Source organism: Sphingomonas insulae (assembly GCF_010450875.1).
In the GTDB taxonomy this organism is placed as follows: domain Bacteria; phylum Pseudomonadota; class Alphaproteobacteria; order Sphingomonadales; family Sphingomonadaceae; genus Sphingomonas; species Sphingomonas insulae.
This window is the reverse complement of record NZ_CP048422.1, coordinates 3,144,867-3,166,476: the sequence shown is the minus strand read 5'-3', so window position 1 is coordinate 3,166,476 and position 21,610 is coordinate 3,144,867. Positions and strand designations below refer to the sequence as shown.

The window sequence follows — 21,610 nt, the reverse complement described above, 5'->3', positions numbered from 1 at the left end:
GGGATCGTTCAAGCGGGGTTCCGGACGCCGCCGGAAATCGGTAGGGGAGGCCATCGTGAAAACCCTGAACACACCTGCTGCGCCGGTCGACACCGGCGCCGATCCGCTCGCTGCTGCCGGTCCTGCCGGCGCACCGATCGGGTTCGTCGAATTCGTCGCGCTGGTCGCAGCGCTGATGTCGCTCGCGGCGCTCGGCATCGATTCGATGTTGCCGGCGCTGCCCGCGATCGGGACGGCATTGGGGGTCGCGACCGAAAACCAGCGGCAGTTCATCATCACCGCCTTCGTTCTCGGCTTCGGCATCGCGCAGCTGGTCCACGGGCCGCTGGCCGATCGCTTCGGGCGACGGACGGTGCTGCTGTGGGCGATCGGCGGCTATGCCGTCGCCAACGTCGCCTGCGCCATCGCGGGCAGCTTTACCCTTTTGCTCGCCGCACGGGTGTTCGGCGGCGCGATGGTGGCGGCGACCCGCGTCGCGACGGTGGCGATGGTGCGCGACTGTTACCATGGCCGGCCGATGGCGCGAGTGATGTCGATCGCGTTCATGGTGTTCATGATCGTGCCGGTGCTGGCGCCGGCATTCGGACAGACGGTGCTGCTGTTCGCGAACTGGCGCGGCATCTTCTGGGTGGTGGGTGCGCTGAGCATCGGTATCTGGACGTGGTTCTTCATCCGCATGCCGGAGACGCTGCGTGCCGAGGCGCAGCAGCCGCTGTCGATCGCGCGCATCGCGGCGGGGTGGAAGCAGACGCTGAGCGATCGGTGGTCGCTGGGCTACACGCTCGCCTCGACGTCGCTGATGGGCGCGCTGTACGGCTATCTGAATTCGGTGCAGCAGATCATGTTCGACACGTTCGAACGGCCCAAATTGCTGGCGGTGATGTTCGCGCTGACGGCGATGCTGATGGCGGCGGCGAACCTGACCAACGCGCGGCTGGTGATGCGGCTGGGGACGCGCCTCATCAGCCATAGCGCGGTGACCGCACTGGTGGTGCTGAGCGCGATCCACCTGGGCATCGCGCTGTCGGGATACGAGACGTTGGCCGGCTTCGTCGTCCTGCAGGCGCTGACGATGGGCTGCTTCGGCCTTGCGACATCGAACTTCTCGTCGATGGCGATGGAGAACATGGGCGGGATCGCCGGCACCGCATCGAGCGTGCAGGGCTTCACCAGCGTCACCTTCGGCGCGGTCGTCGGCGTGATCATCGGGCAGGCGTTCGACGGGAGTACCGCACCGCTGGCGGCGGGGTTCCTGATCTGCGGCGCGGTCGCGCTGACTGTCGTGCTGGTGACCGAGCGCGGTCGCCTGTTCCGGTCGGCCTGACGCAGCGGCGGGGAACCGCCATCCCGGTCCCGCCGTTCGCACCTCACACATATGGAGGTTGCAATGGGTGGACATCAGGTCATGGGCCATGGCTCGGGCGACGACGGGTATGACGAAGAGGGCTATGACGAGAGCCAGCGCGCCGAGATCCTGGAGGCGACGCGCAACGGCCCCAGCGACGGCACGGTGCTGACCGACCTCAACCCCGACCTCGGCGACGACGATATCGAGGATGAATCGATCGACGACGTCGACATGGATTCGGAAGAGGTCGGCGAAAGCGACGCCAGTGTCACCATGGACGAAGACGACATGGACGAGGACGACGCCCAGGACGATTTCGACGCCGGCACGACCGACGACGAAGAGATCAAGGACACCGACGACACCGCCCTGCGGCCGTGAACGAACCCCGCGGATACGGGCATTCCCCCGTGTCCGCGGACGGAACGATGCGGGAGGGGCGGCGTTCGTGCTGCCTTCCTGTGTATCGGAACAACACCATGCGCCTTCCCAGATCCTCGATCCTGCCGGTCCTTGGCCTTGGCATAGCGCTGGCGGCGAGCGGGTGTTCCAGAGCAGGCACTGCCGAAAACAGCGTGGACGTCGCCGCCGCTGCATCGCGCGCGCAGTCCGACATCGCCAATTATGCAGCCGGGCCGGAGCGTCATGACGCGGCGCCGACACCATCGGCCACCGCCACGCGGGGGCCGACCGGAATGCCGATGGCAGCGCCCATATCCGACGATGCGACGCCGGCGCATGTGGTCCAGCGCTATACCGATGCGCTGGCCGCAAGACGCTATGCCGAGGCGTGGGCGTTGTGGGACGAGAACGGCAAGGCGTCGGGCATGACGGAGGCGGCCTTCGCCGGGAGTTTCGGCAAATATGCCACGTACAAGGCGACCATCGGCACGCCCTTCGACGAGGATGCCGGGGCGGGCCAGCGGTACATCACGGTGCCGGTCGTCGTCACCGGTACGCTGGCATCCGGCGGGCCGTTCCGACTGGAAGGATCGGTGATCCTGCACAAGGCCGCCGACGGGATCGAGAGCGACGATCCGCACGCCCATGCCTGGCGCATTCGCAGCAGCGAGATGAAGCCGCGCCCCGCCACATCCGTGACCGCGGGTCGCTGACCCAGCAATTCCGCCGTTTCGTTCATCTTGGTGACAGGAAGTGTGGCGTGTATGCCACACCTTGGTCGGTTCCTGACGAAAGCTACGGCGCGGCGCAACAAAGCCGTAATCCCGGGGTTTGGACGGACCTGGGTCGATCGACGATGCGTCGTCGCGACCCGAGTTGAGGCAACACAAGGTACTTTCACATGCGTAAGCTCGCCCTCGCGGCCGCCGTTGCGGCCGCGTCCTTTGCCGTCCCCGCCTTCGCGCAGGACATGTCGACCACCGGCACGACCGACACCACCGTCGCCACCGATGCGCAGGTCGACACCGCCCCCAAGGCACCGGATGGCACCCGCGCGTTCGGCATCGAGCCGTACGTCGCCGTGATGGGCGGCTGGGAGCAGTTCGACCGCGAGGCCGTCGCCGGCATCCCCGCACAGCCGCGCGGCTACAAGCTGGACGGCGCGCTGGTCGAGGGCATCGTCGGCGTCAACGTGCCGCTGGGGCCGGTGTTCGTCGGTGCCGAGGGCTCCGTCGCCAAGGGCGTGTCGGGCGATATCGACTGGCAGTACGGCGCCTATGGCCGGTTCGGCTTCCGCGCCGGTGACAGCGGCCTGTTCTACGGCAAGGTCGGTTACCGCTGGAACAACTTCGACAAGTTCGCACCCGGCGTCACCGGCGACCTGAACCGCGACTATCACGCCACGGTGTATGGCATCGGCGCCGAGATCGGCCCGAAGGACATCGGCCTGGGCGGCATCACCGGCAATTCCGGCCTGCGCCTGCGCATGGAAGTGTCGACGTTCGACGATGCGAACAGCTTCCGCCCGATGGCGGGTGTGGTCGCGCACTTCTAAACCATTGCCCGTCAGGGTGACCGAGAGGGCGGGTCTGCTTCGGCAGGCCCGCCCTTTTCGCGTTTAAGCGCCGCTGGGGGCACCTATATTCCCGGTGATGGTCGGACGGGTGAAGCGCAAGGCGGGACTGGCGGAGGCGGCGGCGCGGGCGGCGCGCGATGCCACGGCGCCGCCGTCATGCCCGGTTTGCGGCCGCGCGCTGGGGTCGAAGATGGAGTGGCACCACCTGGTCCCCAAGTCGGAGGGCGGGCGGGTGACCGCCGCCGTCCATCCGATCTGCCACCGCACCGTCCATGCGCTGATCCCCAACGCCGACCTGGCGCGCAGCTATGCCGATCCGGCGGCGTTGCGGGCGCATCCGGGCATCGCCCGCTTCGCCGCCTGGATCGCCGACAAGCCGCCCGATTTCCACGCGCCGACGCGGCGGGGCCGCTGACCCGCCATTACCCTTCGCAGGCGAGGGATGGCGATGGCGGGTCGGGGCCGGGCCCGTGGGGGCGGGCCGGGCCGAAAGTCACGAAAGTCTCACTTGTGAGAGGGGGCGCCGTCAGGCCCGCTCCGGCAGCGGCGGCGTGGGGGCATAGTCCGACCCGCCGAGCAGTTCGGCCGGGCAATCCGCCTGCGCGATATCCTCGAGCGCATCGAGGCTCACGGGCAATTCATGGCGCGCATGATATTGGCGCAGATCGGACCGGCGAGCGCTGACCGCCATGCCGCCGAACGTGCGCGGCATCAGATGGGTGAGCAGATACATCAGCAGGCGATCCGAGGGCACCCGCGTTTCCGAGATCAGCACGTCGTCCTTCCACACGCTGCGCGGTACGCCGTTGATGGCGCGTTCGTAGGCGATCGTCATCAACCGCGGTGCCGCCATCATGAGCGCCTGTTCCCACGCGATGGCAAAGGCGCGGCCGCGGGGATGCGCGCGCAACCGGTAGGCGGAACGCGGCGTCATGCCGACCGCATCGCAGGCCGCGCCGATCGATCCGGTTTCGGCCAGGACGGTGAGGAATTCCCGCTGGCGTTTCGCGGTCCAGCCGTCGTGGCGGCGGGCGAGGGCGACCGGCTGGAAGTCGTGCAGCGGGTCGGTGACAGCGTCGGTGGCGTCGTCGGCGGAAGCGGGGGAATGCGTGTCGGTCATGGCTTGTCTCCTGTCAGGAGCCGCACGACCTAACCATATGGGTTCGTGTAGGACAGGGCGGCGGCGCAGTCCGTCGGTTAGGGCTGACGGATCAGGCTGTTGCGCGCATCTTCGATTGCGATCGGCGGGCTTCGATCCAACACCGGCCCGCACCTTCGCGAATCTAGCCGCCGATCAGGTTGGCGACGGCGGCGAGATCGTCGGCATTCGCGGCCTCTCCCGCAGCATCGGTGATCGTGGCGGCGTTGCCATGCGCGGCATCGCCGCCGCTGGCGGAGCCGGCGATATCCACCGCCGCCCAGAGAATGCCGCCGGCCCAGAGCAGCGCCGCCCAGCGGCTGCGAAAGATGCGGGGCGAGGGCAGCATGGCCGTGGAGGATAGCGGGTCATGGTTGTCGGGCGGTGTCGGAACACGGTTAAGCGATGGGGTGGCGTGCGGCACCGGCGGGGTTGACAGTGTGCCGCAAAAGGTGATGCCATATCATTACATCGTCAGGAGACGTTCGATGCCACGCAAGCGTGCCTTCTCTCCCGCGACCGGCCCGGCCTTCGATGCGCCGCTGTCGGACCTCAACATCACGCCGCTGATCGATGTCATGCTGGTGTTGCTGGTGATGATGATCCTGACGCTGCCGACGGTGCTGCACGAGGTGCCGGTCGACCTGCCGCAGGGCTATGCCCCGCCGAGCGAAACGGTGACGCACCCGCTGGTGCTGGCGCGCGACGGCGGGGTGACGCGGGACGGCGTGGTGTTGAGCGACGCGGCGATGCCGGCGCGGTTCAAGGCGCTGGACGCTGACCGCAAGGCGCTGCTGGTGATGCGCACCGACCCTGAGGCGCGCTACGAGCGCTTCGATCAGGTGCTCAGCGAGGTGAAGCGCGCGGGGATCACGCGGCTGGGGTTCGCGGAGAATGAGGCGTTGGTGGAGTGAGGGCAGGCGGTCGCCAGTGAAGAAGAACGATGCGCCTCATTACATCCGCAATAAGGTTGCCTCTGCCGCTATCGGCGGCCCACTTTAGCGTCTGTCCATTATTAGATTTTAGGACAGGGCGCAAATTTAGACGCTATCTCAACAATTAGGGCGATGGTGGCGAGCAAGTTAGAAACTCCGCCATTCGGTTGCACTGAACAAGCGGTCCAGAAGCCGTCCCTATTTGCGAAAGCCGGAAAGCCATATATGAAGGCGAGGCCGGGTGGTGGAAGCCCGGCCTCTTTAGCGAGATGGTGGTCCGAATTCGCGCGCTTGTGGACAGCGGCATTCGGGCCCCACGCTTTTATCTCACCACATAACGACGAACGCAAGCGGTATTTGCGCTCTACACGCTTGTCCTCGCGGGCTTATTCCAGCTTGATTGGACCAGAAGGTGAACGTTGTGGTTTGGGGGGCGGGGTGGTATAAGCCGGTACAAGCTTCATCGCATCTTCGATACGAAGCTTGGTGGCAGGGGTAGGTATTATGAAGCGGAGCCCGCGGTATCCTAGGCATAGCTTGGCAAAGGCCATTGATATGACAAGGAAACTTTTTTCCGGCGCTCATCAATCTAGAGTGGATGTAGACACCGCCGCGAAGGTTATTGGCTACGCAGGTAGCGGTGGCGGGGCGGCGGCGAGCGCAATAGGCGCGCTGCGGCAATACGGTCTGGTGGACGGTTTGCGTGGCGATCTAGCAGTTAGTGACCTAGCTATGCGCATACTTCAGCCAATGAACGATCAGGAGAGATCAGACGCGATTCGTGAGGCGGCATTAAAACCTGAGCTATTTGCAAAAATATCCAACCAATTCGGTGGGAAATTGCCTAGTTCTGATGAGCCTATTCGGTCTTTCCTCATTCGGGCTGAGGGCTTTTCAACTGGAGGAGCAGACGAATTCATCGGGTCAATCCGAGATACTCTCGGAAGCCTTCCCGAAACCAGCCAGGAGATGAACCTGCTAGGGGATATTTCAGTACCTCCAGCAGCTAACTTGCCGCATGATGAGCCGATGTCCTCTCCGACGCACTCCCAAGTTGAGGCTGTCGGAGAGGTTATGACACTGCCGCTCGGTCAAAATTGCAAAGCCGAGCTAAGGCTGATCGGGGACATTACAGCGGCGTCTTATGGTCGGTTAATCAGGCACTTAGAGCTTCTTCGGGAGATTGCTCTTGAGGAAGAAGTGTAGGATCACTCCGCCGCCACGCCAGCGCGCGAGAACATGTCGCCGCTCTCCAGCAGCCCCAGGTCCTGCTCCGTCGGCCGCACGATCTTCGCCTTCTGGCGCTTGTCGAACGAATCCCAGACGTCGTTCCACTGGCCCTTGGTCGCGGCCTTCGAATATTCGGTGGCGCGCTGTTCGAAGAAGTTGGCGTGCTCGACGCCGTTCAGCATCGGGGCGAGCCAGGGCAGGGGGTGTTCGTCGATCATGTAGATCGGCTTCAGGCCCAATTGCCCCATCCGCCAGTCGGCGATGTAGCGGATGTACTTCTTGATCTCCTTGGGCGTCATGCCGTTGACCGGGCCCATCTCGAACGCGAGGTCGATGAAATTGTCCTCGAGCCGGATCGTCGTCTGGCAGACGTCGGCGATGTCGTCCTTCACCGCCTTGGTCAGGCACTGGCGCTCCTGACAGAAGGTGTGGAACATCTTGATGATGCCCTCGCAATGCAGGCTCTCGTCGCGGATCGACCAGGTGACGATCTGGCCCATGCCCTTCATCTTGTTGAAGCGCGGGAAGTTCATCAGCATCGCAAAGCTGGCGAACAGCTGCACGCCCTCGGTGAAGCCGCCGAACATGGCGAGCGTGCGGGCGATGTCCTCGTCGCTGTCGACGCCGAAGTTCTGCATGTAGTCATGCTTTTCCTTCATCTCGGCATATTCGAGGAAGGCGCCGTATTCGCTCTCGGGCATGCCGATCGTGTCGAGCAGGTGGCTGTAGGCGGCGATGTGCACCGTCTCCATGTTGCTGAACGCGGTCAGCATCATCTTGATCTCGGTCGGCTTAAACACGCGGCCGTATTTCTCGTGGTAGCAATCCTGCACCTCGACGTCCGCCTGCGTGAAGAAGCGGAAGATCTGGGTGAGGAGGTTGCGTTCGTGGTCGCTGAGCTTCTGTGCCCAGTCGCGGCAATCCTCGCCCAGCGGCACCTCTTCGGGGAGCCAGTGGAGCTGCTGCTGACGCTTCCAGAATTCGAACGCCCAGGGGTATTCGAACGGCTTGTACTGCTTGGAGGCTTGGAGGAGGGACATGGGGTTTCGTCCTTGATTAAAACCAGCGGGTATAAAAACTGACGAGCAATGTCGTCGAGGCGATAAGCATTGGTATGGCGATCCAGCGAACGATCCGGCGATCGTCCAGGAAGCCGTGCGCCAACAGATCGGGAAACAGCGTCCCAAACAGCGATAGGCTGGATACAATCCAGTATAAACCGGGGCCGCGGCTCACGGTTGCACGCTCCAGCGCCACATGGCGTGGGCCGAAAAGGCGAGGACGATGGCGAGGCTGACCGCCATGATGCCGACCATGCGATAGACGTAGACGCGTGCCGGCGGTTGCGGACGGCGCAGCGCGAGCAGCAGGCCGGTGCCGACGACGCCGAACACCGCGGCGACGATGAACATGATGAGGCTTTGCAGCGGCATCAGTGGTGCGCCCCGCGCGGCGATGCATCCAATTCAGGGTCGGCTCGTTTCACCCCCGAACCCATCACAGGAGACGTAGCATGCACGATCATAGCAACATCAAGGAGCATATGAAGGTCATCGGCGCCGATGGCGTCCATGTCGGCACCGTCGACCATGTCGATGGCGAGCGCATCAAGCTGACCAAGAACGATTCGCCCAGCACGCAGGACGGGCAGGGCGGCAAGCACCATTACCTGCCCGCCGGCCTGGTCGCGGAAATCGAGGGCGACACGGTTCGGCTGAGCGCGACCGCGCAGAACGCCGTCGACATGTTCGACGAGGCGGAGTGATCCGTTCTTTCCCTCTCCCGACGGGAGAGGGAGGGAGCGCCCGTCAGGGCGCGGGGTGAGGGTGAGTTGGTTCATGCCAGCTCGCCCTTTTTCTGTTCATGGTCACCCTCATCCTTCCCACACGGCTTTGCCGTGCGGGCCCCTTCCTTCTCCCCAAGGGAGAAGGAGATTTGTGCGATGACGCCTTCCAGATTCGTCATCACGTCATTGTTGGCGAAGCGGATCACTCGGTAGCCTTGGCGTTCGATGGAGCGGGTGCGGATGCCGTCGTGTTCGATGGCGGTGGCGTGGGTGTCGCCGTCAACCTCGATGACGAGGCGTTCGGCGAAGCAGAGGATGTCGGCGCGATATGGGCCGACTGGGGCCTGGTGGCGCCATTTCAGGGTCGGGAAGGATTCGCGGAGGGCGCGGAGCAGGCGGCGTTCTGGTTCCGGGGCGTTCTTGCGAAGCGTGCGCGCATGCTGGACGGTGCCCGAAGGCTGGTCCTGATACAGACGCATGTCACCCTCACCCTTCCGCCGCTGCGCGGCTCCCTCCCTCTCCCGGAGGGAGAGGGATTGGTGGTCACCTTACCCCTCTCCCTCCGGGAGAGGGAGGGGCCCGCCCGCGTTAGCGGGTGGGAGGGTGAGGGTGACCTATCCCGTTACTGGCACGCCAGACATTCGTCATAGTCCGTCGTCTCGCCAATCTCGAACTTCGGCGCGCTGATCGTGTTGTCCGCCTCGACCCCGCCGGACCCTGCGAAGCCCGCGCGCTGCACCGACTTGGAGCGCAGGTAATAAAGCGACTTGATGCCGAGCTCCCACGCGCGGAAGTGGAGCATCAGCAGGTCCCATTTCTCGACGTCCGCCGGGATGAACAGGTTCAGCGACTGCGCCTGGTCGATATAGGGCGTGCGGTCGCCGGCGAGTTCGAGCAGCCAGCGCTGGTCGATTTCGAAGCTGGTCTTGTAGCAGTCCTTTTCCTCCGTCGAGAGGAAGTCGAGGTGCTGGACCGATCCGCCATGTTCCAGGATCGAGCTCCACACCGCCTCGCTGTTCTTCGATTTCTCGTTGAGCAGCTTTTCGAGATAGGGGTTCTTGACCGAGAAGCTGCCCGACAGCGTCTTGTGCGTGTAGATGTTGGCCGGGATCGGTTCGATGCACGCGCTGGTGCCGCCGCAGATGATGCTGATCGACGCGGTCGGCGCGATCGCCATCTTGCAGCTGAACCGCTCCATCGCGCCGGTGTCGGCGGCATCGGGGCAGGGGCCGCGCTCGATCGCGAGTTGCATCGAGGCTTCGTCGGCTTGGCCCTTGATGTGCTTGAACATGCGCAGGTTCCACGACTTGGCCATCGCGCCCTCGAACGGCAGCCCGCGCGCCTGGAGGAACGAGTGGAAGCCCATCACGCCCAAGCCGACCGAGCGTTCGCGGCCCGCGCTATAGGCGGCACGCTCCATCCCCGGCTCGTGGCGGTCGATGTAATCCTGGAGGACGTTGTCGAGGAAACGCATCACGTCCTCGATGAAGCCCTTTTCGTCCTTCCACTGGTCCCACGTCTCGAGGTTGAGGCTCGACAGGCAGCACACCGCGGTGCGGTCGTTGCCGAGGTGGTCGACGCCGGTCGGCAGCGTGATCTCGCTGCACAGGTTCGAGGTCGAAACCTTCAGCCCCAGCTCGCGGTGATGCTTGGGCATGTTCGAATTTACGTGGTCGGCGAAGACGATATAGGGCTCGCCGGTCTGCAGCCGGGTCTCGACCAGCTTCTGGAACAGCGAGCGTGCATCGACCGTCGCGCGGATCGCCTGGTCCTTGGGGCTGCGCAGGTGCCATTCCTGTCCGTTGCGGACAGCTTCCATGAAGGCGTCGGTGACGAGCACGCCGTGGTGGAGGTTCAAGGCCTTGCGGTTGAAATCGCCCGAGGGTTTGCGGATTTCGAGGAACTCCTCGATCTCCGGGTGGCTGATGTCGAGATAGCAGGCGGCCGAACCGCGGCGCAGGGAACCCTGGCTGATCGCGAGGGTCAGGCTGTCCATGACGCGGACGAAGGGGATGATGCCGCTGGTCTTGCCATTGAGGCCGACCGGTTCGCCGATACCGCGCACATTGCCCCAATAGGTGCCGATGCCGCCGCCACGGCTGGCCAGCCAGACGTTCTCGTTCCAGGTGTCGACGATGCCGTTGAGGCTGTCGGGCACCGAATTGAGGTAGCAGCTGATCGGCAGGCCGCGGCCCGTGCCGCCGTTCGACAGCACCGGCGTCGCCGGCATGAACCACAGGCGCGAGATATAGTCGTACAGGCGCTGGGCGTGCGCGGCATCGTCGGCATAGGCCGACGCGACCCGGACGAAGAGGTCCTGATAGCCTTCGCCGGGCAGCAGATAGCGATCGTTCAGCGTTTCCTTGCCGAAGTCGGTGAGCAGTGCATCGCGGCTGTGGTCGACCTCGACCGGGTAGGGGCGAGCACGCACGGCCTTGCTGCCGGTGCCGACGGCCTGCGTGGCGGCGCTGGTGGTGGTCGCTTCGATCGTGTCGCTCATCGTATCACCCTGCGTGTCCCTGAAGTCCATCGAAACCGCTCCTTCGTTCTCTAAGTGTTCGAATCGGCGGCGCATTTCCATGATACCACCGTGGCGGCCCAGCGGAGAGAACAAAATGAGCACATCGCGTCGCCGCGGCGTGTCCCGTACCGACGTCCGATATGGGTGCCCGTTCCGTTCACTACCAGCAATTGGGTCCGCCCCCGAACTCAACCCCCACAAATTGTGGCAAAGCGGCCCGGCAGGCAAGGGTGTTAATGATGCGGGGGCGATGCCGTTCCCTCGCCGGCATGGTAACCGCGGCGATGCTGCGCGCACGACGCGTGGACTTCCGCGGGTTTCGTAAAGCGCAAGGGAACAGCGCGGGAACGAAAATTTTTTGACGGCTCCGGCCGCCCCGTCCGGTGGGTGCGGAACGGACGTTTCCGGCGCGCCCGAACCGCCGCCGATCAGTGAAGGACCGGTTGCCCCCGGTCGATGATGCCGCGGCGCAGCGCCTCGGCATAGAGCAGCTCGTTTTCGTGACGTACCTGATCGGACAGGCGGGACATCATGGTTTCCGCCTCTCCGGCAAACCTCGACCAATGTCCCAGCACCGCCGCCGGGGTCCAGCGGACGATGAAGTCGGTCCAGTCCGCCTTCAGCACGTCGAGCGCTTCCGACATGGTCGCGGCATCGTCGGGCGACACGCCGGTGCGGACCGCGGTGACGGTGAGGTCGATCACCTGATCCTCGATACCGAGATGATCGGCCACGCAGACGGCGAGTTCGAGCAACAGCACCGCGGCGGCCTCTGCCGGCCGATCCGGCCGACGGGCGAGCACGACGAGGGCGGCGCATTGCTGCGCGATGCGATCGTGATCGCCGACCAGTCGCGCCCAGGACGTACGGCGGGGGTCCACCAGATCGTTGCCGCGGTATTCGACCATGAGGTGTCAGTCCTGAAGATGCCGGAACGCGCGCATGCTGGTGGCGTCAATGGACGGCGTTGGCAACCCGGACGCGACCGCGCGCACGGTGCGCGCGCCGTGGCGGCGGGTCGATCACACCACGCGGCGCTGGACCCGTGAGGGCTGCAACTGGTTGAGCCGGTCGAGGTTGAACGATTCGGCGAAGGCGAGTCCCGCCTTGCCGTCCTTTGCCCAGGCGACGCGCGCGGCGAACATCTGGTCCTCGATCAGCTCGATCAGGACATCGAGGCCGACCGCCTGGCCGTCGATATCGACGCCATCGATCATCGCGCCGCTCGCCGAGATATTGCGGATGCGCACGTCGCCCTCGTTGCGGCCGATCGCGATGCGGGCGGATCGCAGCATCTTGGTGCGGGGTGCGCGGCTGACCTTGTGACCGACGGCGGCGACCTGTACGACGCCGCCGAGCTGTTCGACGACCTGATCGGCCGGCACGCTGCGGCCGTAGACATAGCCCTGGATGTGGCTGCACCCCAGCCTGCGGATCAGTTCGATCTCGTCCTGTACCTCGACACCCTCCGCGGTGGTTTCCATGCCGAGCGTATCGGCGAGCGTCACGATCGCGCGAATGATCGCGGCGTTGCGGTTGCCGGGCTGCGCGGCGCCGCGCACGAAGCTCTGGTCGATCTTGATCTTGTCGAACGGCGCGTTGCGCAGATAGCCGAGACTGGAATAGCCGGTGCCGAAATCGTCGAGCGCCAGGCGGACGCCGATGCCCTTCAGCGCCTTGAACATCGCATCGGTCGCGCCGGATTCGTCGAGGAAGACGCCCTCGGTAATCTCCAGTTCGAGCCGGTCGGCAGCCAGGCCGCTATGCGCGAGCGCCGAGGTGACGAGGGCGGGGAAGGCCGGATTGGCGAACTGGATCGGCGAGACGTTGACCGCGACGCGCACGGCGCGCGGCCAGCGCGCGGCCTGGACACAGGCGGTGCGCAACACCCATTCGCCCAACGCCTCGATCAACCCGCATTCCTCGGCGACCGGAATGAAATCGGCGGGCGAGATCGGGCCGCGAACCGGGTGGTTCCAGCGCAGCAGCGCCTCGTAGCCCGCGATCTGCGTCGTCGCGGTCGACACCACCGGCTGGTAGCCGAGTTCGAAGCCGCCTTCGCCAAGCGCGGTGCGCATGTCGTCCTCGAGCGCCTTGCGGCTCCTCGCGCCGGCCAGCATGTCCTCGGAATAGAAGCGGTGGACGCCGCGCCCGTCGGCCTTCGCGGCGTAGAGTGCGAGGTCGGCGTTGCGGATCAGCTCCTCGGCATCCTCGCCATGCTGGGGTGCGATGGCGACCCCGATCGAACAGCCGATCGTCACCGATGCGCCGGCAATGAAATAGGATTGCGACAACGCGGCGATCAGCGCCCGCGCCAGCGTCGCCAGCGTGTCGCGATTGTCGATGCCGGGGAGCAGCACCTGGAATTCGTCGCCACCGAGCCGCCCGACCAGGCCGGCATCGCCGACGCCGCGCTGCAATCGTTGCGCGACCTGCTTGAGCAGCGCGTCACCTGCCTGATGTCCCAGCGTGTCGTTGACGGCCTTGAACCGGTCGAGGTCCATCAGGAACAGCGAGGCGGGGCGATAGGGCCCGACCTGCTGCTGCAACGTCTTGTCAAGGCTGGCGCGCATCCGCTGGCGGTTGGCGAGGCCGGTGAGCCCGTCGAACAGGGCGAGGCGGGTGATCTCCGCATCCGAGCGGCGCTTTTCGGTGAGGTCGCTGCCCGAGCCGATGAAGCCCTGGAAACGGTCGAGTTCGTCCACCACCGGGCGGCCGGAGATCGACCACCACCGTTCCGTCTCGTCCGCTCCGTCCATCTCCTCCGCCCCGTCGACGGCGCCGGCTGCGCAGACGGTATAGTCCGAGAACGAGGTGCGCGAGGAAAGGTGGAAGGCCAGCGTGCGTTCGGTGCCGGGGGCGGCGCTGTCCATCCGGAACACGTCGGTCAGCAACCGGCCGACGGGATTGCGATGGGCGGCGGCGAGTTCGGTGGCGACCTTGGCCGACAGATAGGTGAGGCGGCCATGCCGGTCCGCTTCCCAGAACCAGCCGGTGCCATGGCCTTCGAATTCGGCGATCATCTTTGCCGCGAGGCGACCATCGCGCGATTCCGCGGCGCGATCGTGGGCGCGGGCGGCGTCGATCCGTGCGAGACGCAGCGTCGCGACGACGACGCAGGTGAGGAAGGCACCGGCGACGATCGAGGGCAGGACGCTGGCCGACAGGATCGGGATCATCAATACCAGACCGCCGCCGAAGCCCAGGATCGCCGCGCGGACCGGATGGAGGGTGATGACGGTCATGCCGATCGCGCCGGCGACGGCGACGGAGCAGCCGAGCTGGATCGCGCCATGCGGCAGTCCCGATGCGGCCCAGAGCAGCGACGCCAACGCGGCGGCGATCCCGGCCGCCGCGATCATGAGGCCGCGCGTGCGCAGGTGCGATGCCCATTCGCGCGAGCGTCGCGCCGCCAGCATGGCGTAGACGCTCAGCGAGGACATGAGCAGCAGCAGGGCGGTCGTACCGACTTCGATCAGGGTACGGGTGGGGCCGGCAAGCGTCGCGCCGATCAGCACCGCGCAGGTGATGCCCTGCGCGATCAATGCGAACGGCCAGATCGCGAGGACGGCGGTAAGGCGCGTGGCGTGCAGCCGGACCTGATCGTCGGACGCATCGCCATGCAGGCCCAGCAATTGCCATATGGACGCCGTGAAGCGCCCCGTATCCGACTGCGAACGTGAAACCAGATACGGCATGCACCGATGATTACGCGACGATAGTTGAGAAAGTGCTGCGATGACTGGGAATTTCGTCGGTGCGCGGCGCATGCTTGGCGGGCGCACGGGCTCGTCCTAAAGGCGGACGCAAAGGAGCATCGCCCGTGACCACGACTATCCGCGCCGCCGACCTGATCGAGAGCGTCGCCGACGCGTTGCAGTTCATCAGTTACTATCACCCGATGGATTACATCCGCGCGCTGGGCGAGGCGTATGAGGCGGAGCAGAGTCCGGCGGCCAAGGATGCGATCGCGCAGATCCTGACCAACAGCCGGATGTGCGCCGAGGGGCATCGGCCGATCTGCCAGGATACCGGCATCGTCACCGTCTTCGTCAAATGGGGGCAGGATTGCCGCCTGGACGGCGACCAATCGTTGCAGGCGGTGATCGACGAGGGGGTGCGCCGCGCCTATCTGCACCCCGAAAACAAGCTGCGCGCGTCGATCCTGGCCGATCCCGCCTTCACCCGGCGCAACACCAAAGACAACACGCCGAGCGTCCTGCACGTCGAGATGGTGCCGGGGGCGAAGGTGTCGGTCGACGTCGCGGCCAAGGGGGGCGGGTCGGAGAACAAGTCGAAGTTCAAGATGATGAACCCCAGCGATTCGATCGTCGACTGGGTGCTGGAGATGCTGCCGCAGATGGGCGCGGGGTGGTGCCCGCCCGGCATGCTGGGCATCGGCATCGGCGGCACCGCGGAAAAGGCGATGCTGCTCGCCAAGCAATCGCTGATGGGCGCGATCGACATGGGTCAGCTGAAGGCGCGCGGCCCCCGGAACGACATCGAGGCGCTGCGCATCGAGCTGATGGACAAGGTCAATGCGCTCGGCATCGGTGCGCAGGGGCTGGGCGGGCTGTCGACGATCCTCGACGTCAAGATCCTCGACTGGCCGACGCATGCGGCATCGAAGCCGGTGGCGATGATCCCCAATTGCGCCGCGACGCGCCACGCCCATTTCACACTCGACGGCAGTGGGCCGGTGTATCTGGAGGCGCCGAAGCTCAGCGATTGGCCGCAGGTGAACTGGACGCCCGACACGGCGGCGATCCGCGTCGATCTCGATACGCTGACGCCCGAGGTGGTGGCGACGTGGAAGCATGGCGACCGGTTGCTGCTCAACGGCAAGATGCTGACCGGGCGCGATGCGGCGCACAAGCGGATCGCCGACATGCTGGCGAAGGGCGAGGCCCTGCCGGTCGATTTCGCGGGTCGCGTGATCTATTACGTCGGGCCGGTCGATCCGGTCGGCGAAGAGGTGGTTGGGCCGGCGGGGCCGACGACGGCGACGCGGATGGACAAGTTCACCCGCATGATGCTCGACCAGGGGCTGCTCGCGATGGTCGGCAAGGCCGAGCGCGGCCCGGCGGCGACCGAGGCGATTCGGGAGGCGAAGAGCGCCTATCTGATGGCGGTCGGCGGGGCGGCCTATCTGGTCGCGCGTGCGATCAAGGGCAGCAAGGTGGTCGGCTTCGAGGATCTGGGCATGGAGGCGATCTACGAATTCGAGGTCAGCGATTTTCCCGTGACGGTCGCCGTCGATAGCGAAGGGCAGAACGTGCACCAGCTGGCACCGCTGGTCTGGCGCGAGAAGATCGCGCGGGAAGGGCTGCTGACGCCGGCGTGATCGGGGCGGCGCCCGACCGGCGCCAGACCGGCAGGGCGTCGCGCGGCGGAACGGCCACGGCGGCGGGCGGTTGGTGCAGATGATCCATCCACTACCGGGACGAGCCATCATGAAAGTCATCCTTGCCGCCGCGCTGCTGCTGCCGACCGCGGCGCTGGCGCAAACGGCCACCACGGCGCCCCTGCCCGCGCCGGCACCCGCCACGTCGCAAGCCGGCGGCCTGCTGGGCCGGGCCGGCGGTTTGTTGGGCGGCGGCCTGCCGCAGGTCGGATCGATCGGGGCGGGCAATGCCGCGGGTTTGCTGGGCTATTGCGTCAAGAACAAGCTGCTCGGCGTGGTGGACAGCGCCGGTGGCGCGACCGCGACCAATGGCACCAACAGCGGAGCGGCGGGTATCCTTGGCCGGCTGACCGGCAAGCCAGGGGTTGCGACGTCGCCCGGTTATGCCGCCGGCCAGTCCGGGCGGGTATTGGGTGGCGGCGGCCAGTCCCTGTCGCTCGACAGCCTGCGCGGGCAGGTGAAGTCGCAGGTCTGCAACGTGGTGCTGAAACGGGCGCAATCGTTCCTGTAGCGCTGGCCTGTAGGCGCCGGATGCGCGCGGGTAGGGCAAAGGACCGTGCCGGCGCGTCCCGGAAATGAGAAGAGGGCGCCGGACGCCTCCCGGCAGCCCGACACCCCCTAAACATGGTCAGCGGCCGGAGAGCTCCAGCCCGGGAGACCATGAAGCCTCTGCAACCCTCGTCATGCCGTTGACTGGGGGAGGATACCCCCCGGCACGATTTAAACGGGTCCTAGAAGCGAGTCCCCCGAACGAACTGAACCGACCCCCTTGCTGAACCATGAGACATCGGATCACCTCCTTTCGCTTGTGTTAGCCAAGTGACCGGTAGCCCGGCCACACCCGCAATGTGCGCATCGGCGGGGGGACATGCAAGACTTGAATTACACGCGTTCCGGCGCGAGGATCGTCGCCCGCCGTTGCCGCGAATCAGCCGCGGCAATCCTCGGTAACGCGTTCGATTTCCGCCCATGTCGGGATCACTAGCGTCCCGCCGCCGGCCTGTTGAATCACGAACCGTCCGCGGCTGAAGCCCATCGCATCGAGCAGGCCGTCGTTGGGCGCCAAAACGGCGGCGACATAGGCCGGGGCGCCCCCGGTCGGTTGCACCGGCACCGCCCGCGTCAGGCTGGTGGTGCGGACGGTCAGGGGGGCGGCGATGCTGCCGGCGACGGACAGGAACATCTGGCGACGATCGGCGTCGCACCGCAACGTCAGGCGGGCATCGCTGCCGGCCGGCCCGAACAAGGCGATACTGCCACGGCCGTCCTGCCGGTAACTCCACGTACCGGGCGTCAGCGGCCAGTCGCGCCAGTCGCTGGATGCAGCGATGACGGGCGGTGGTGCAGGCCGGGCGACCGGCGCTGGCGACGGAGCCGGCGGCGGCGCGACGGGCTGGGGAACGCAGGCGGTCAGCAGCGCGCCCGACGTGGCGATGGTCATGATGAGGCGGTGGGTAGCACGCATGCCGCGGCTTATGCGGGAAGGGGACCGGCGTCTCAACCCGTCGCGGCAGGGAACCGGCGTGGCCATCGGTCGGTTCACCCGCGTATCAATCAGGAGTATCCGATGTCGACCGAACCGCAGACCACTGCCACCCAGTTGCTCGTCCAGGCAAACGTCGCCCATTCGCTGAAGGTGGAGAGCCGTGACGGCGACCAGGTCGGCTCGGTCTATGCGCTGATGGTGCACAAGGGGTCGGGGCGGTCGACCCACGCGGTGCTGAGCCTCGGCGGGTTTCTGGGCATGGGCAAGAGCTTCTACCCACTGCCGTTCGAGCTGCTGCAGTTCGATCCGGTGCGCGACCTGTACGTCGTCACTATCGATCGCCGCATGCTGGAAGGCGGGCCGAGCTGGGCCAACAACGCGCCGGTTTTCGACCAGGCCTATGCGGATCGGGTCGCGAGCTATTACGGCGTGAGCGCGACGAACCTGACCACCGGCTGAGCGGGCTGGAACGACCCCGCCGGGTGCGTCGCCCTGACGCATCGGGCGTGCTCATCGCACGGCGGGGCCAAAAGGGTGAAGGAATAGGCGCCCTATACCCTCAGCGGCCGCGCCGGCCGCCCATGCGTATCTTCGATGCCTTGCCGTAACGCGTCTTGCGGGTGCCGGGCTTGCCTTCGTTGCTGCGTCCCATGATCGGCGCCTTTTGCTCGTCCACGGGCAGTCCGAGTTCCTCGTTTTCCAGCTGCCGGATTTCGTCGCGGAGCCGACCGGCGGTTTCGAATTCCAGGTCCGATGCCGCCTTGCGCATCTGCTTTTCGAGGTCCTCGATATAGGCGCGCAGATTGTGGCCGACCATGTGCGGACGGTCCTCGTCGATCGGGATGGTGACCTGATCGCCCTGGCTGACATGCGCGATGATGTCGCCGATGTTGCGCTTGATCGTCGTCGGGGTGATGCCGTGAAGGGCGTTATATTCCTCCTGCTTCTCACGCCGGCGCGCGGTTTCGTTCATCGCGCGCTCCATCGAGCCGGTAATCCTGTCGGCATACAGAATGACACGCCCATCGACATTCCGCGCGGCCCGCCCGATCGTCTGGATCAGCGACGTTTCGGAACGCAGGAAACCTTCCTTGTCTGCATCGAGGATCGCGACCAGCCCGCATTCGGGAATGTCCAATCCCTCGCGCAGCAGGTTGATGCCGATGAGGACGTCGTAGACGCCGAGCCGCAGGTCGCGGATCAGCTCGATGCGCTCCAGCGTCTCGACGTCGCTATGCATGTAGCGGACCTTGATGCCCGCCTCGTGCATATATTCGGTGAGGTCTTCGGACATTCGCTTGGTGAGCGTCGTCACCAGCGTGCGATAGCCCAGAGCGGTGGTCGCCTTGCATTCCTGGATCAGGTCCTGGACCTGTTCCTCCACGGGCCTGATCTCGACCGGTGGGTCGATCAGCCCGGTGGGGCGGATCACCTGTTCGGCGAAGACGCCGCCCGTCTGCTCCATTTCCCAATTGCCGGGCGTCGCCGAGACGCTGACGGTCTGCGGCCGCATGGCGTCCCATTCATTGAAGCGCAGCGGGCGGTTGTCGATGCACGAAGGCAGGCGAAAGCCATATTCGGCAAGCGTGATCTTGCGACGATGATCGCCCCGCGCCATCGCGCCGATCTGCGGCACGGTCTGGTGGCTTTCGTCGACGAACAGCACAGCGTTTTCGGGAAGGTATTCAAACAACGTAGGGGGCGGCTCGCCGGGCAGGCGGCCGGTGAGGAACCGACTGTAATTTTCGATGCCGGCGCAGCTGCCCGTGGCGGCGATCATTTCGAGATCGAAATTGGTGCGCTGTTCGAGCCGTTGCGCTTCGAGCAGCTTGCCCTCGGCGACGAGTTCCTTGAGGCGTTCGGCGAGTTCGTGTCGGATCGCGTCGCCCGCCTGCTTGAGCGTCGGGCCGGGCGTCACGTAATGGCTGTTGGCGTAGACGCGGACGCTGTTGAGCGAGGCGACCTTCTTGCCGGTCAGCGGATCGAATTCGGTGATATCCTCGATATCGTCGCCGAAGAAGCTGATCCGCCACGCGCTGTCTTCGTAATGCGACGGGAAAATCTCGAGCGTATCGCCCTTCACGCGGAAGTTGCCACGCTGGAAGGCGGCGTCGTTGCGCTTGTATTGCAGCGCGACCAGCTTGCGTACGATCTCGCGCTGGTCGACGGCATTGCCCTTCTTGAGGTCGAAGATCATTGCCGAATAGGTTTCGACCGACCCGATACCGTACAGGCACGACACCGAGGCTACGATGATGCAATCGTCGCGTTCGAGGAGGGACCGGGTGGCCGAATGGCGCATCCGGTCGATCGATTCGTTGGTCGACGATTCCTTTTCGATATAGGTGTCCGACCGCGGCACGTAGGCCTCGGGCTGATAATAGTCATAGTAACTGACGAAATATTCGACGGCATTGTCGGGAAAGAAGCTCTTGAACTCGCCGTAGAGCTGCGCGGCGAGAATCTTGTTGGGGGCGAGGATGAGCGCGGGGCGCTGCAATTCCTCGATCACCTTGGCCATGGTGAAGGTCTTGCCCGATCCGGTGACGCCCAGGAGGACCTGATCCTTTTCGCCGGCGCGCGCGGTGGCGGTCAGTTCGGCGATCGCCGTCGGCTGGTCGCCGCTGGGTGCGTATTCGCTGACCAGCTTGAACGGGCGCCCGCCCTCCACCTTGTCGGGACGGGCAGGGCGGTGGGGGACGAAATTCTCGCCGGTTTCGGGCTCGGCAAGGCTGGTGCGGATCTGGATGGCCATATCGGGAACGAATATGGGGCCGTCGGCAAGCGACGGCAATGCGCCGCCAAAGCTTTGCTTTGGTTGACCGAGCCGCGCCGGGTTCATAATGCGATCCCTTCGCAAACAACCCGAAGCCCCCGATCGATGACCGACGCCGTTCAAAACATGGGGCGTAGCCCCGTCACCCTGCCCGAGACCAAGGCGTTCGCCAACGTCAAGGTGTTGTGGGTGCGCCACTGGAACGACCGGCTGTTCAGTTTCGCGGTCGAGCGGCCGGCGAGCTTCCGCTTCCGGTCGGGCGAATTCGTGATGATCGGGCTGCCGGGCGATGGTGACGGCGCGAAGCCGATCATGCGCGCCTATTCGATCGCGTCGCCGCATTACGCCGAGGAACTGGAGTTCCTGTCGATCAAGGTCGAGGACGGCCCGCTGACGTCGAAGCTGCAGCTGATCGAGCCGGGCGACGAGGTCTATATGGGCAGGAAGCCGACCGGCACGCTGGTCACCGACGCCCTGGTCGGCGGCAAGCGGCTGTTCTTCTTTTCGACGGGCACCGGGCTGGCGCCGTTCCTCAGCCTGGCGCGCGATCCCGACGTCTACAGCATGTTCGATCAGGTGATCCTGGTCCATTCGGTGCGGCAGGTCAGCGACCTTGCCTATCATGACGAATTGCAGGCGCGGCTGGCGGAGGATCCGCTGGTATCGGACGAGGCGCAGCAGCAGTTCCACTATATTCCGACGGTGACGCGCGAGCCGTTCCGCACGACGGGGCGGATCGGCGACCTGATCGAAAGCGCCGCGCTGTTCGGCGATCCGGTGCAGGGGGCCAAGAAGCTCGATCCCGAAACGGACCGGATCATGCTGTGCGGGAGCATGGCGATGATCCGCGAGACGGCGGCGATGCTGGATTCGATCGGATTCGAGGAAGGGTCGAACGCCAAGGCCGGGACCTATGTGATCGAGCGCGCCTTCGTCGACTGACGCCACGAACAGGGGGTGCGGGGCGCGGGTTCGGGTTCGGGTTCCGCTCCGCACCCCCTTCCGCTA

At 65.5% G+C, this 21,610-nt stretch carries 23 protein-coding genes; 12 read left to right on the top strand and 11 right to left on the bottom strand.

From position 1 onward, the window contains the following. Window positions 1-55 precede the first annotated feature (55 nt). The 5 genes from GTH33_RS16670 to GTH33_RS16650 all read left to right on the top strand — a co-directional run bounded on the left by GTH33_RS16670 (window position 56) and on the right by GTH33_RS16650 (window position 3,741). Window positions 56-1,324 (top strand): multidrug effflux MFS transporter, encoded by a 1,269-nt coding sequence (locus GTH33_RS16670; protein WP_249054933.1) that lies wholly within the window; start codon window positions 56-58, stop codon window positions 1,322-1,324. Window positions 1,325-1,387: 63 nt separating this feature from the next. Then, window positions 1,388-1,729 (top strand): DNA primase, encoded by a 342-nt coding sequence (locus tag GTH33_RS16665; protein WP_163959363.1) that lies wholly within the window; start codon window positions 1,388-1,390, stop codon window positions 1,727-1,729. 98 nt (window positions 1,730-1,827) lie between these two features. Continuing rightward, complete coding sequence (locus tag GTH33_RS16660; RefSeq protein ID WP_163959362.1) at window positions 1,828-2,463, top strand: hypothetical protein; 636 nt, start codon at window positions 1,828-1,830, stop codon at window positions 2,461-2,463. Between the two features lie 188 nt (window positions 2,464-2,651). Further along, on the top strand, window positions 2,652-3,305 hold the full coding sequence (locus GTH33_RS16655) for an opacity protein (protein ID WP_163959361.1): 654 nt from the start codon (window positions 2,652-2,654) through the stop codon (window positions 3,303-3,305). A gap of 97 nt (window positions 3,306-3,402) precedes the next feature. Next, window positions 3,403-3,741, top strand: a complete 339-nt coding sequence (locus tag GTH33_RS16650) for an HNH endonuclease family protein (RefSeq protein WP_208403892.1) — start codon at window positions 3,403-3,405, stop codon at window positions 3,739-3,741. A 111-nt stretch (window positions 3,742-3,852) separates the two neighbouring features. Here GTH33_RS16650 and GTH33_RS16645 read toward each other — a convergent pair whose 3' ends face one another. Together GTH33_RS16645 and GTH33_RS16640 are read right to left on the bottom strand one after the other, a co-directional pair. Next, window positions 3,853-4,446: a hypothetical protein gene (locus GTH33_RS16645; RefSeq protein WP_163959360.1), complete on the bottom strand. Its 594-nt coding sequence runs from the start codon at window positions 4,444-4,446 to the stop codon at window positions 3,853-3,855. Window positions 4,447-4,609: 163 nt separating this feature from the next. After that, window positions 4,610-4,813 (bottom strand): hypothetical protein, encoded by a 204-nt coding sequence (locus tag GTH33_RS16640; RefSeq protein WP_163959359.1) that lies wholly within the window; start codon window positions 4,811-4,813, stop codon window positions 4,610-4,612. 139 nt (window positions 4,814-4,952) lie between these two features. Between GTH33_RS16640 and GTH33_RS16635 the strand changes: the two genes are divergently transcribed. Together GTH33_RS16635 and GTH33_RS16630 are read left to right on the top strand one after the other, a co-directional pair. After that, window positions 4,953-5,378 carry an ExbD/TolR family protein gene (locus GTH33_RS16635; protein WP_163959358.1) on the top strand — a complete coding sequence of 142 codons (426 nt, stop codon included), beginning with the start codon at window positions 4,953-4,955 and terminating at the stop codon, window positions 5,376-5,378. A gap of 558 nt (window positions 5,379-5,936) precedes the next feature. Continuing rightward, window positions 5,937-6,605 (top strand): hypothetical protein, encoded by a 669-nt coding sequence (locus GTH33_RS16630; RefSeq protein WP_163959357.1) that lies wholly within the window; start codon window positions 5,937-5,939, stop codon window positions 6,603-6,605. A 2-nt stretch (window positions 6,606-6,607) separates the two neighbouring features. Here the strand turns inward: GTH33_RS16630 and GTH33_RS16625 are convergent, their stop codons facing one another. From GTH33_RS16625 to GTH33_RS16615, 3 genes are read right to left on the bottom strand one after another with little or no spacing between them, the layout of a single operon-like run. Then, window positions 6,608-7,669, bottom strand: a complete 1,062-nt coding sequence (locus GTH33_RS16625; protein WP_163959356.1) for a ribonucleotide-diphosphate reductase subunit beta — start codon at window positions 7,667-7,669, stop codon at window positions 6,608-6,610. 16 nt (window positions 7,670-7,685) lie between these two features. Continuing rightward, a complete protein-coding gene (locus GTH33_RS16620; RefSeq protein WP_163959355.1) occupies window positions 7,686-7,865 on the bottom strand; it encodes a hypothetical protein in 180 nt (59 codons plus the stop codon). After that, window positions 7,862-8,062 carry a hypothetical protein gene (locus tag GTH33_RS16615; RefSeq protein WP_163959354.1) on the bottom strand — a complete coding sequence of 67 codons (201 nt, stop codon included), beginning with the start codon at window positions 8,060-8,062 and terminating at the stop codon, window positions 7,862-7,864. The genes GTH33_RS16620 and GTH33_RS16615 overlap by 4 nt, the downstream gene beginning before the upstream one ends. Window positions 8,063-8,142: 80 nt before the next feature. On the opposite strand from GTH33_RS16615, the gene GTH33_RS16610 reads away from it, so the two are divergent. Next, window positions 8,143-8,394 (top strand): DUF2171 domain-containing protein, encoded by a 252-nt coding sequence (locus GTH33_RS16610; protein WP_163959353.1) that lies wholly within the window; start codon window positions 8,143-8,145, stop codon window positions 8,392-8,394. Window positions 8,395-8,465: 71 nt separating this feature from the next. Here GTH33_RS16610 and GTH33_RS16605 read toward each other — a convergent pair whose 3' ends face one another. The 4 genes from GTH33_RS16605 to GTH33_RS16590 form a co-directional block, all read right to left on the bottom strand. Next, entirely contained in the window at window positions 8,466-8,894 is a 429-nt protein-coding gene (locus tag GTH33_RS16605; RefSeq protein WP_163959352.1) for an endonuclease domain-containing protein, read from the bottom strand. A 143-nt stretch (window positions 8,895-9,037) separates the two neighbouring features. Beyond that, window positions 9,038-10,945 (bottom strand): ribonucleoside-diphosphate reductase subunit alpha, encoded by a 1,908-nt coding sequence (locus GTH33_RS16600; RefSeq protein WP_163959351.1) that lies wholly within the window; start codon window positions 10,943-10,945, stop codon window positions 9,038-9,040. Window positions 10,946-11,364: 419 nt separating this feature from the next. Then, entirely contained in the window at window positions 11,365-11,844 is a 480-nt protein-coding gene (locus GTH33_RS16595) for a hemerythrin domain-containing protein (RefSeq protein ID WP_163959350.1), read from the bottom strand. Between the two features lie 114 nt (window positions 11,845-11,958). Then, entirely contained in the window at window positions 11,959-14,634 is a 2,676-nt protein-coding gene (locus tag GTH33_RS16590; RefSeq protein WP_243848140.1) for an EAL domain-containing protein, read from the bottom strand. 125 nt (window positions 14,635-14,759) lie between these two features. Here GTH33_RS16590 and GTH33_RS16585 point away from each other — a divergent pair, with 125 nt between their 5' ends. Both GTH33_RS16585 and GTH33_RS16580 read left to right on the top strand, forming a co-directional pair. After that, window positions 14,760-16,280: a fumarate hydratase gene (locus GTH33_RS16585; RefSeq protein ID WP_163959349.1), complete on the top strand. Its 1,521-nt coding sequence runs from the start codon at window positions 14,760-14,762 to the stop codon at window positions 16,278-16,280. A 109-nt stretch (window positions 16,281-16,389) separates the two neighbouring features. Then, the gene (locus GTH33_RS16580) at window positions 16,390-16,851 is read left to right on the top strand and encodes a DUF2501 domain-containing protein (RefSeq protein WP_163959348.1); all 462 of its coding nucleotides are present in this window, start codon (window positions 16,390-16,392) and stop codon (window positions 16,849-16,851) included. Between the two features lie 417 nt (window positions 16,852-17,268). On the opposite strand, the gene GTH33_RS16575 is transcribed toward GTH33_RS16580, so the two are convergent. Beyond that, a complete protein-coding gene (locus tag GTH33_RS16575) occupies window positions 17,269-17,781 on the bottom strand; it encodes a hypothetical protein (protein WP_208403933.1) in 513 nt (170 codons plus the stop codon). A gap of 126 nt (window positions 17,782-17,907) precedes the next feature. Between GTH33_RS16575 and GTH33_RS16570 the strand changes: the two genes are divergently transcribed. Continuing rightward, window positions 17,908-18,285: a PRC-barrel domain-containing protein gene (locus GTH33_RS16570; protein WP_163959346.1), complete on the top strand. Its 378-nt coding sequence runs from the start codon at window positions 17,908-17,910 to the stop codon at window positions 18,283-18,285. Between the two features lie 100 nt (window positions 18,286-18,385). Here GTH33_RS16570 and uvrB read toward each other — a convergent pair whose 3' ends face one another. Then, on the bottom strand, window positions 18,386-20,581 hold the full coding sequence (gene uvrB, locus GTH33_RS16565) for an excinuclease ABC subunit UvrB (RefSeq protein ID WP_163959345.1): 2,196 nt from the start codon (window positions 20,579-20,581) through the stop codon (window positions 18,386-18,388). Window positions 20,582-20,707: 126 nt separating this feature from the next. Here uvrB and GTH33_RS16560 point away from each other — a divergent pair, with 126 nt between their 5' ends. Next, window positions 20,708-21,544, top strand: a complete 837-nt coding sequence (locus GTH33_RS16560) for a ferredoxin--NADP reductase (RefSeq protein ID WP_420853525.1) — start codon at window positions 20,708-20,710, stop codon at window positions 21,542-21,544. Window positions 21,545-21,610: the final 66 nt, after the last annotated feature.

Bases quoted from the DNA above. Each gene is read 5' to 3' on its own strand.
- GTH33_RS16665 (WP_163959363.1), top strand. From the start codon at position 1,388: ATGGGTGGACATCAGGTCATGGGCCATGGCTCGGGCGACGACGGGTAT.
- GTH33_RS16660 (WP_163959362.1), top strand. From the start codon at position 1,828: ATGCGCCTTCCCAGATCCTCGATCCTGCCGGTCCTTGGCCTTGGCATA.
- GTH33_RS16655 (WP_163959361.1), top strand. From the start codon at position 2,652: ATGCGTAAGCTCGCCCTCGCGGCCGCCGTTGCGGCCGCGTCCTTTGCC.
- GTH33_RS16650 (WP_208403892.1), top strand. From the start codon at position 3,403: ATGGTCGGACGGGTGAAGCGCAAGGCGGGACTGGCGGAGGCGGCGGCG.
- GTH33_RS16645 (WP_163959360.1), bottom strand. From the start codon at position 4,446: ATGACCGACACGCATTCCCCCGCTTCCGCCGACGACGCCACCGACGCT.
- GTH33_RS16640 (WP_163959359.1), bottom strand. From the start codon at position 4,813: ATGCTGCCCTCGCCCCGCATCTTTCGCAGCCGCTGGGCGGCGCTGCTC.
- GTH33_RS16635 (WP_163959358.1), top strand. From the start codon at position 4,953: ATGCCACGCAAGCGTGCCTTCTCTCCCGCGACCGGCCCGGCCTTCGAT.
- GTH33_RS16625 (WP_163959356.1), bottom strand. From the start codon at position 7,669: ATGTCCCTCCTCCAAGCCTCCAAGCAGTACAAGCCGTTCGAATACCCC.
- GTH33_RS16615 (WP_163959354.1), bottom strand. From the start codon at position 8,062: ATGCCGCTGCAAAGCCTCATCATGTTCATCGTCGCCGCGGTGTTCGGC.
- GTH33_RS16610 (WP_163959353.1), top strand. From the start codon at position 8,143: ATGCACGATCATAGCAACATCAAGGAGCATATGAAGGTCATCGGCGCC.
- GTH33_RS16605 (WP_163959352.1), bottom strand. From the start codon at position 8,894: ATGCGTCTGTATCAGGACCAGCCTTCGGGCACCGTCCAGCATGCGCGC.
- GTH33_RS16600 (WP_163959351.1), bottom strand. From the start codon at position 10,945: ATGGACTTCAGGGACACGCAGGGTGATACGATGAGCGACACGATCGAA.
- GTH33_RS16595 (WP_163959350.1), bottom strand. From the start codon at position 11,844: ATGGTCGAATACCGCGGCAACGATCTGGTGGACCCCCGCCGTACGTCC.
- GTH33_RS16590 (WP_243848140.1), bottom strand. From the start codon at position 14,634: ATGCCGTATCTGGTTTCACGTTCGCAGTCGGATACGGGGCGCTTCACG.
- GTH33_RS16580 (WP_163959348.1), top strand. From the start codon at position 16,390: ATGAAAGTCATCCTTGCCGCCGCGCTGCTGCTGCCGACCGCGGCGCTG.
- GTH33_RS16575 (WP_208403933.1), bottom strand. From the start codon at position 17,781: ATGACCATCGCCACGTCGGGCGCGCTGCTGACCGCCTGCGTTCCCCAG.
- GTH33_RS16570 (WP_163959346.1), top strand. From the start codon at position 17,908: ATGTCGACCGAACCGCAGACCACTGCCACCCAGTTGCTCGTCCAGGCA.
- uvrB (WP_163959345.1), bottom strand. From the start codon at position 20,581: ATGGCCATCCAGATCCGCACCAGCCTTGCCGAGCCCGAAACCGGCGAG.
- GTH33_RS16560 (WP_420853525.1), top strand. From the start codon at position 20,708: ATGACCGACGCCGTTCAAAACATGGGGCGTAGCCCCGTCACCCTGCCC.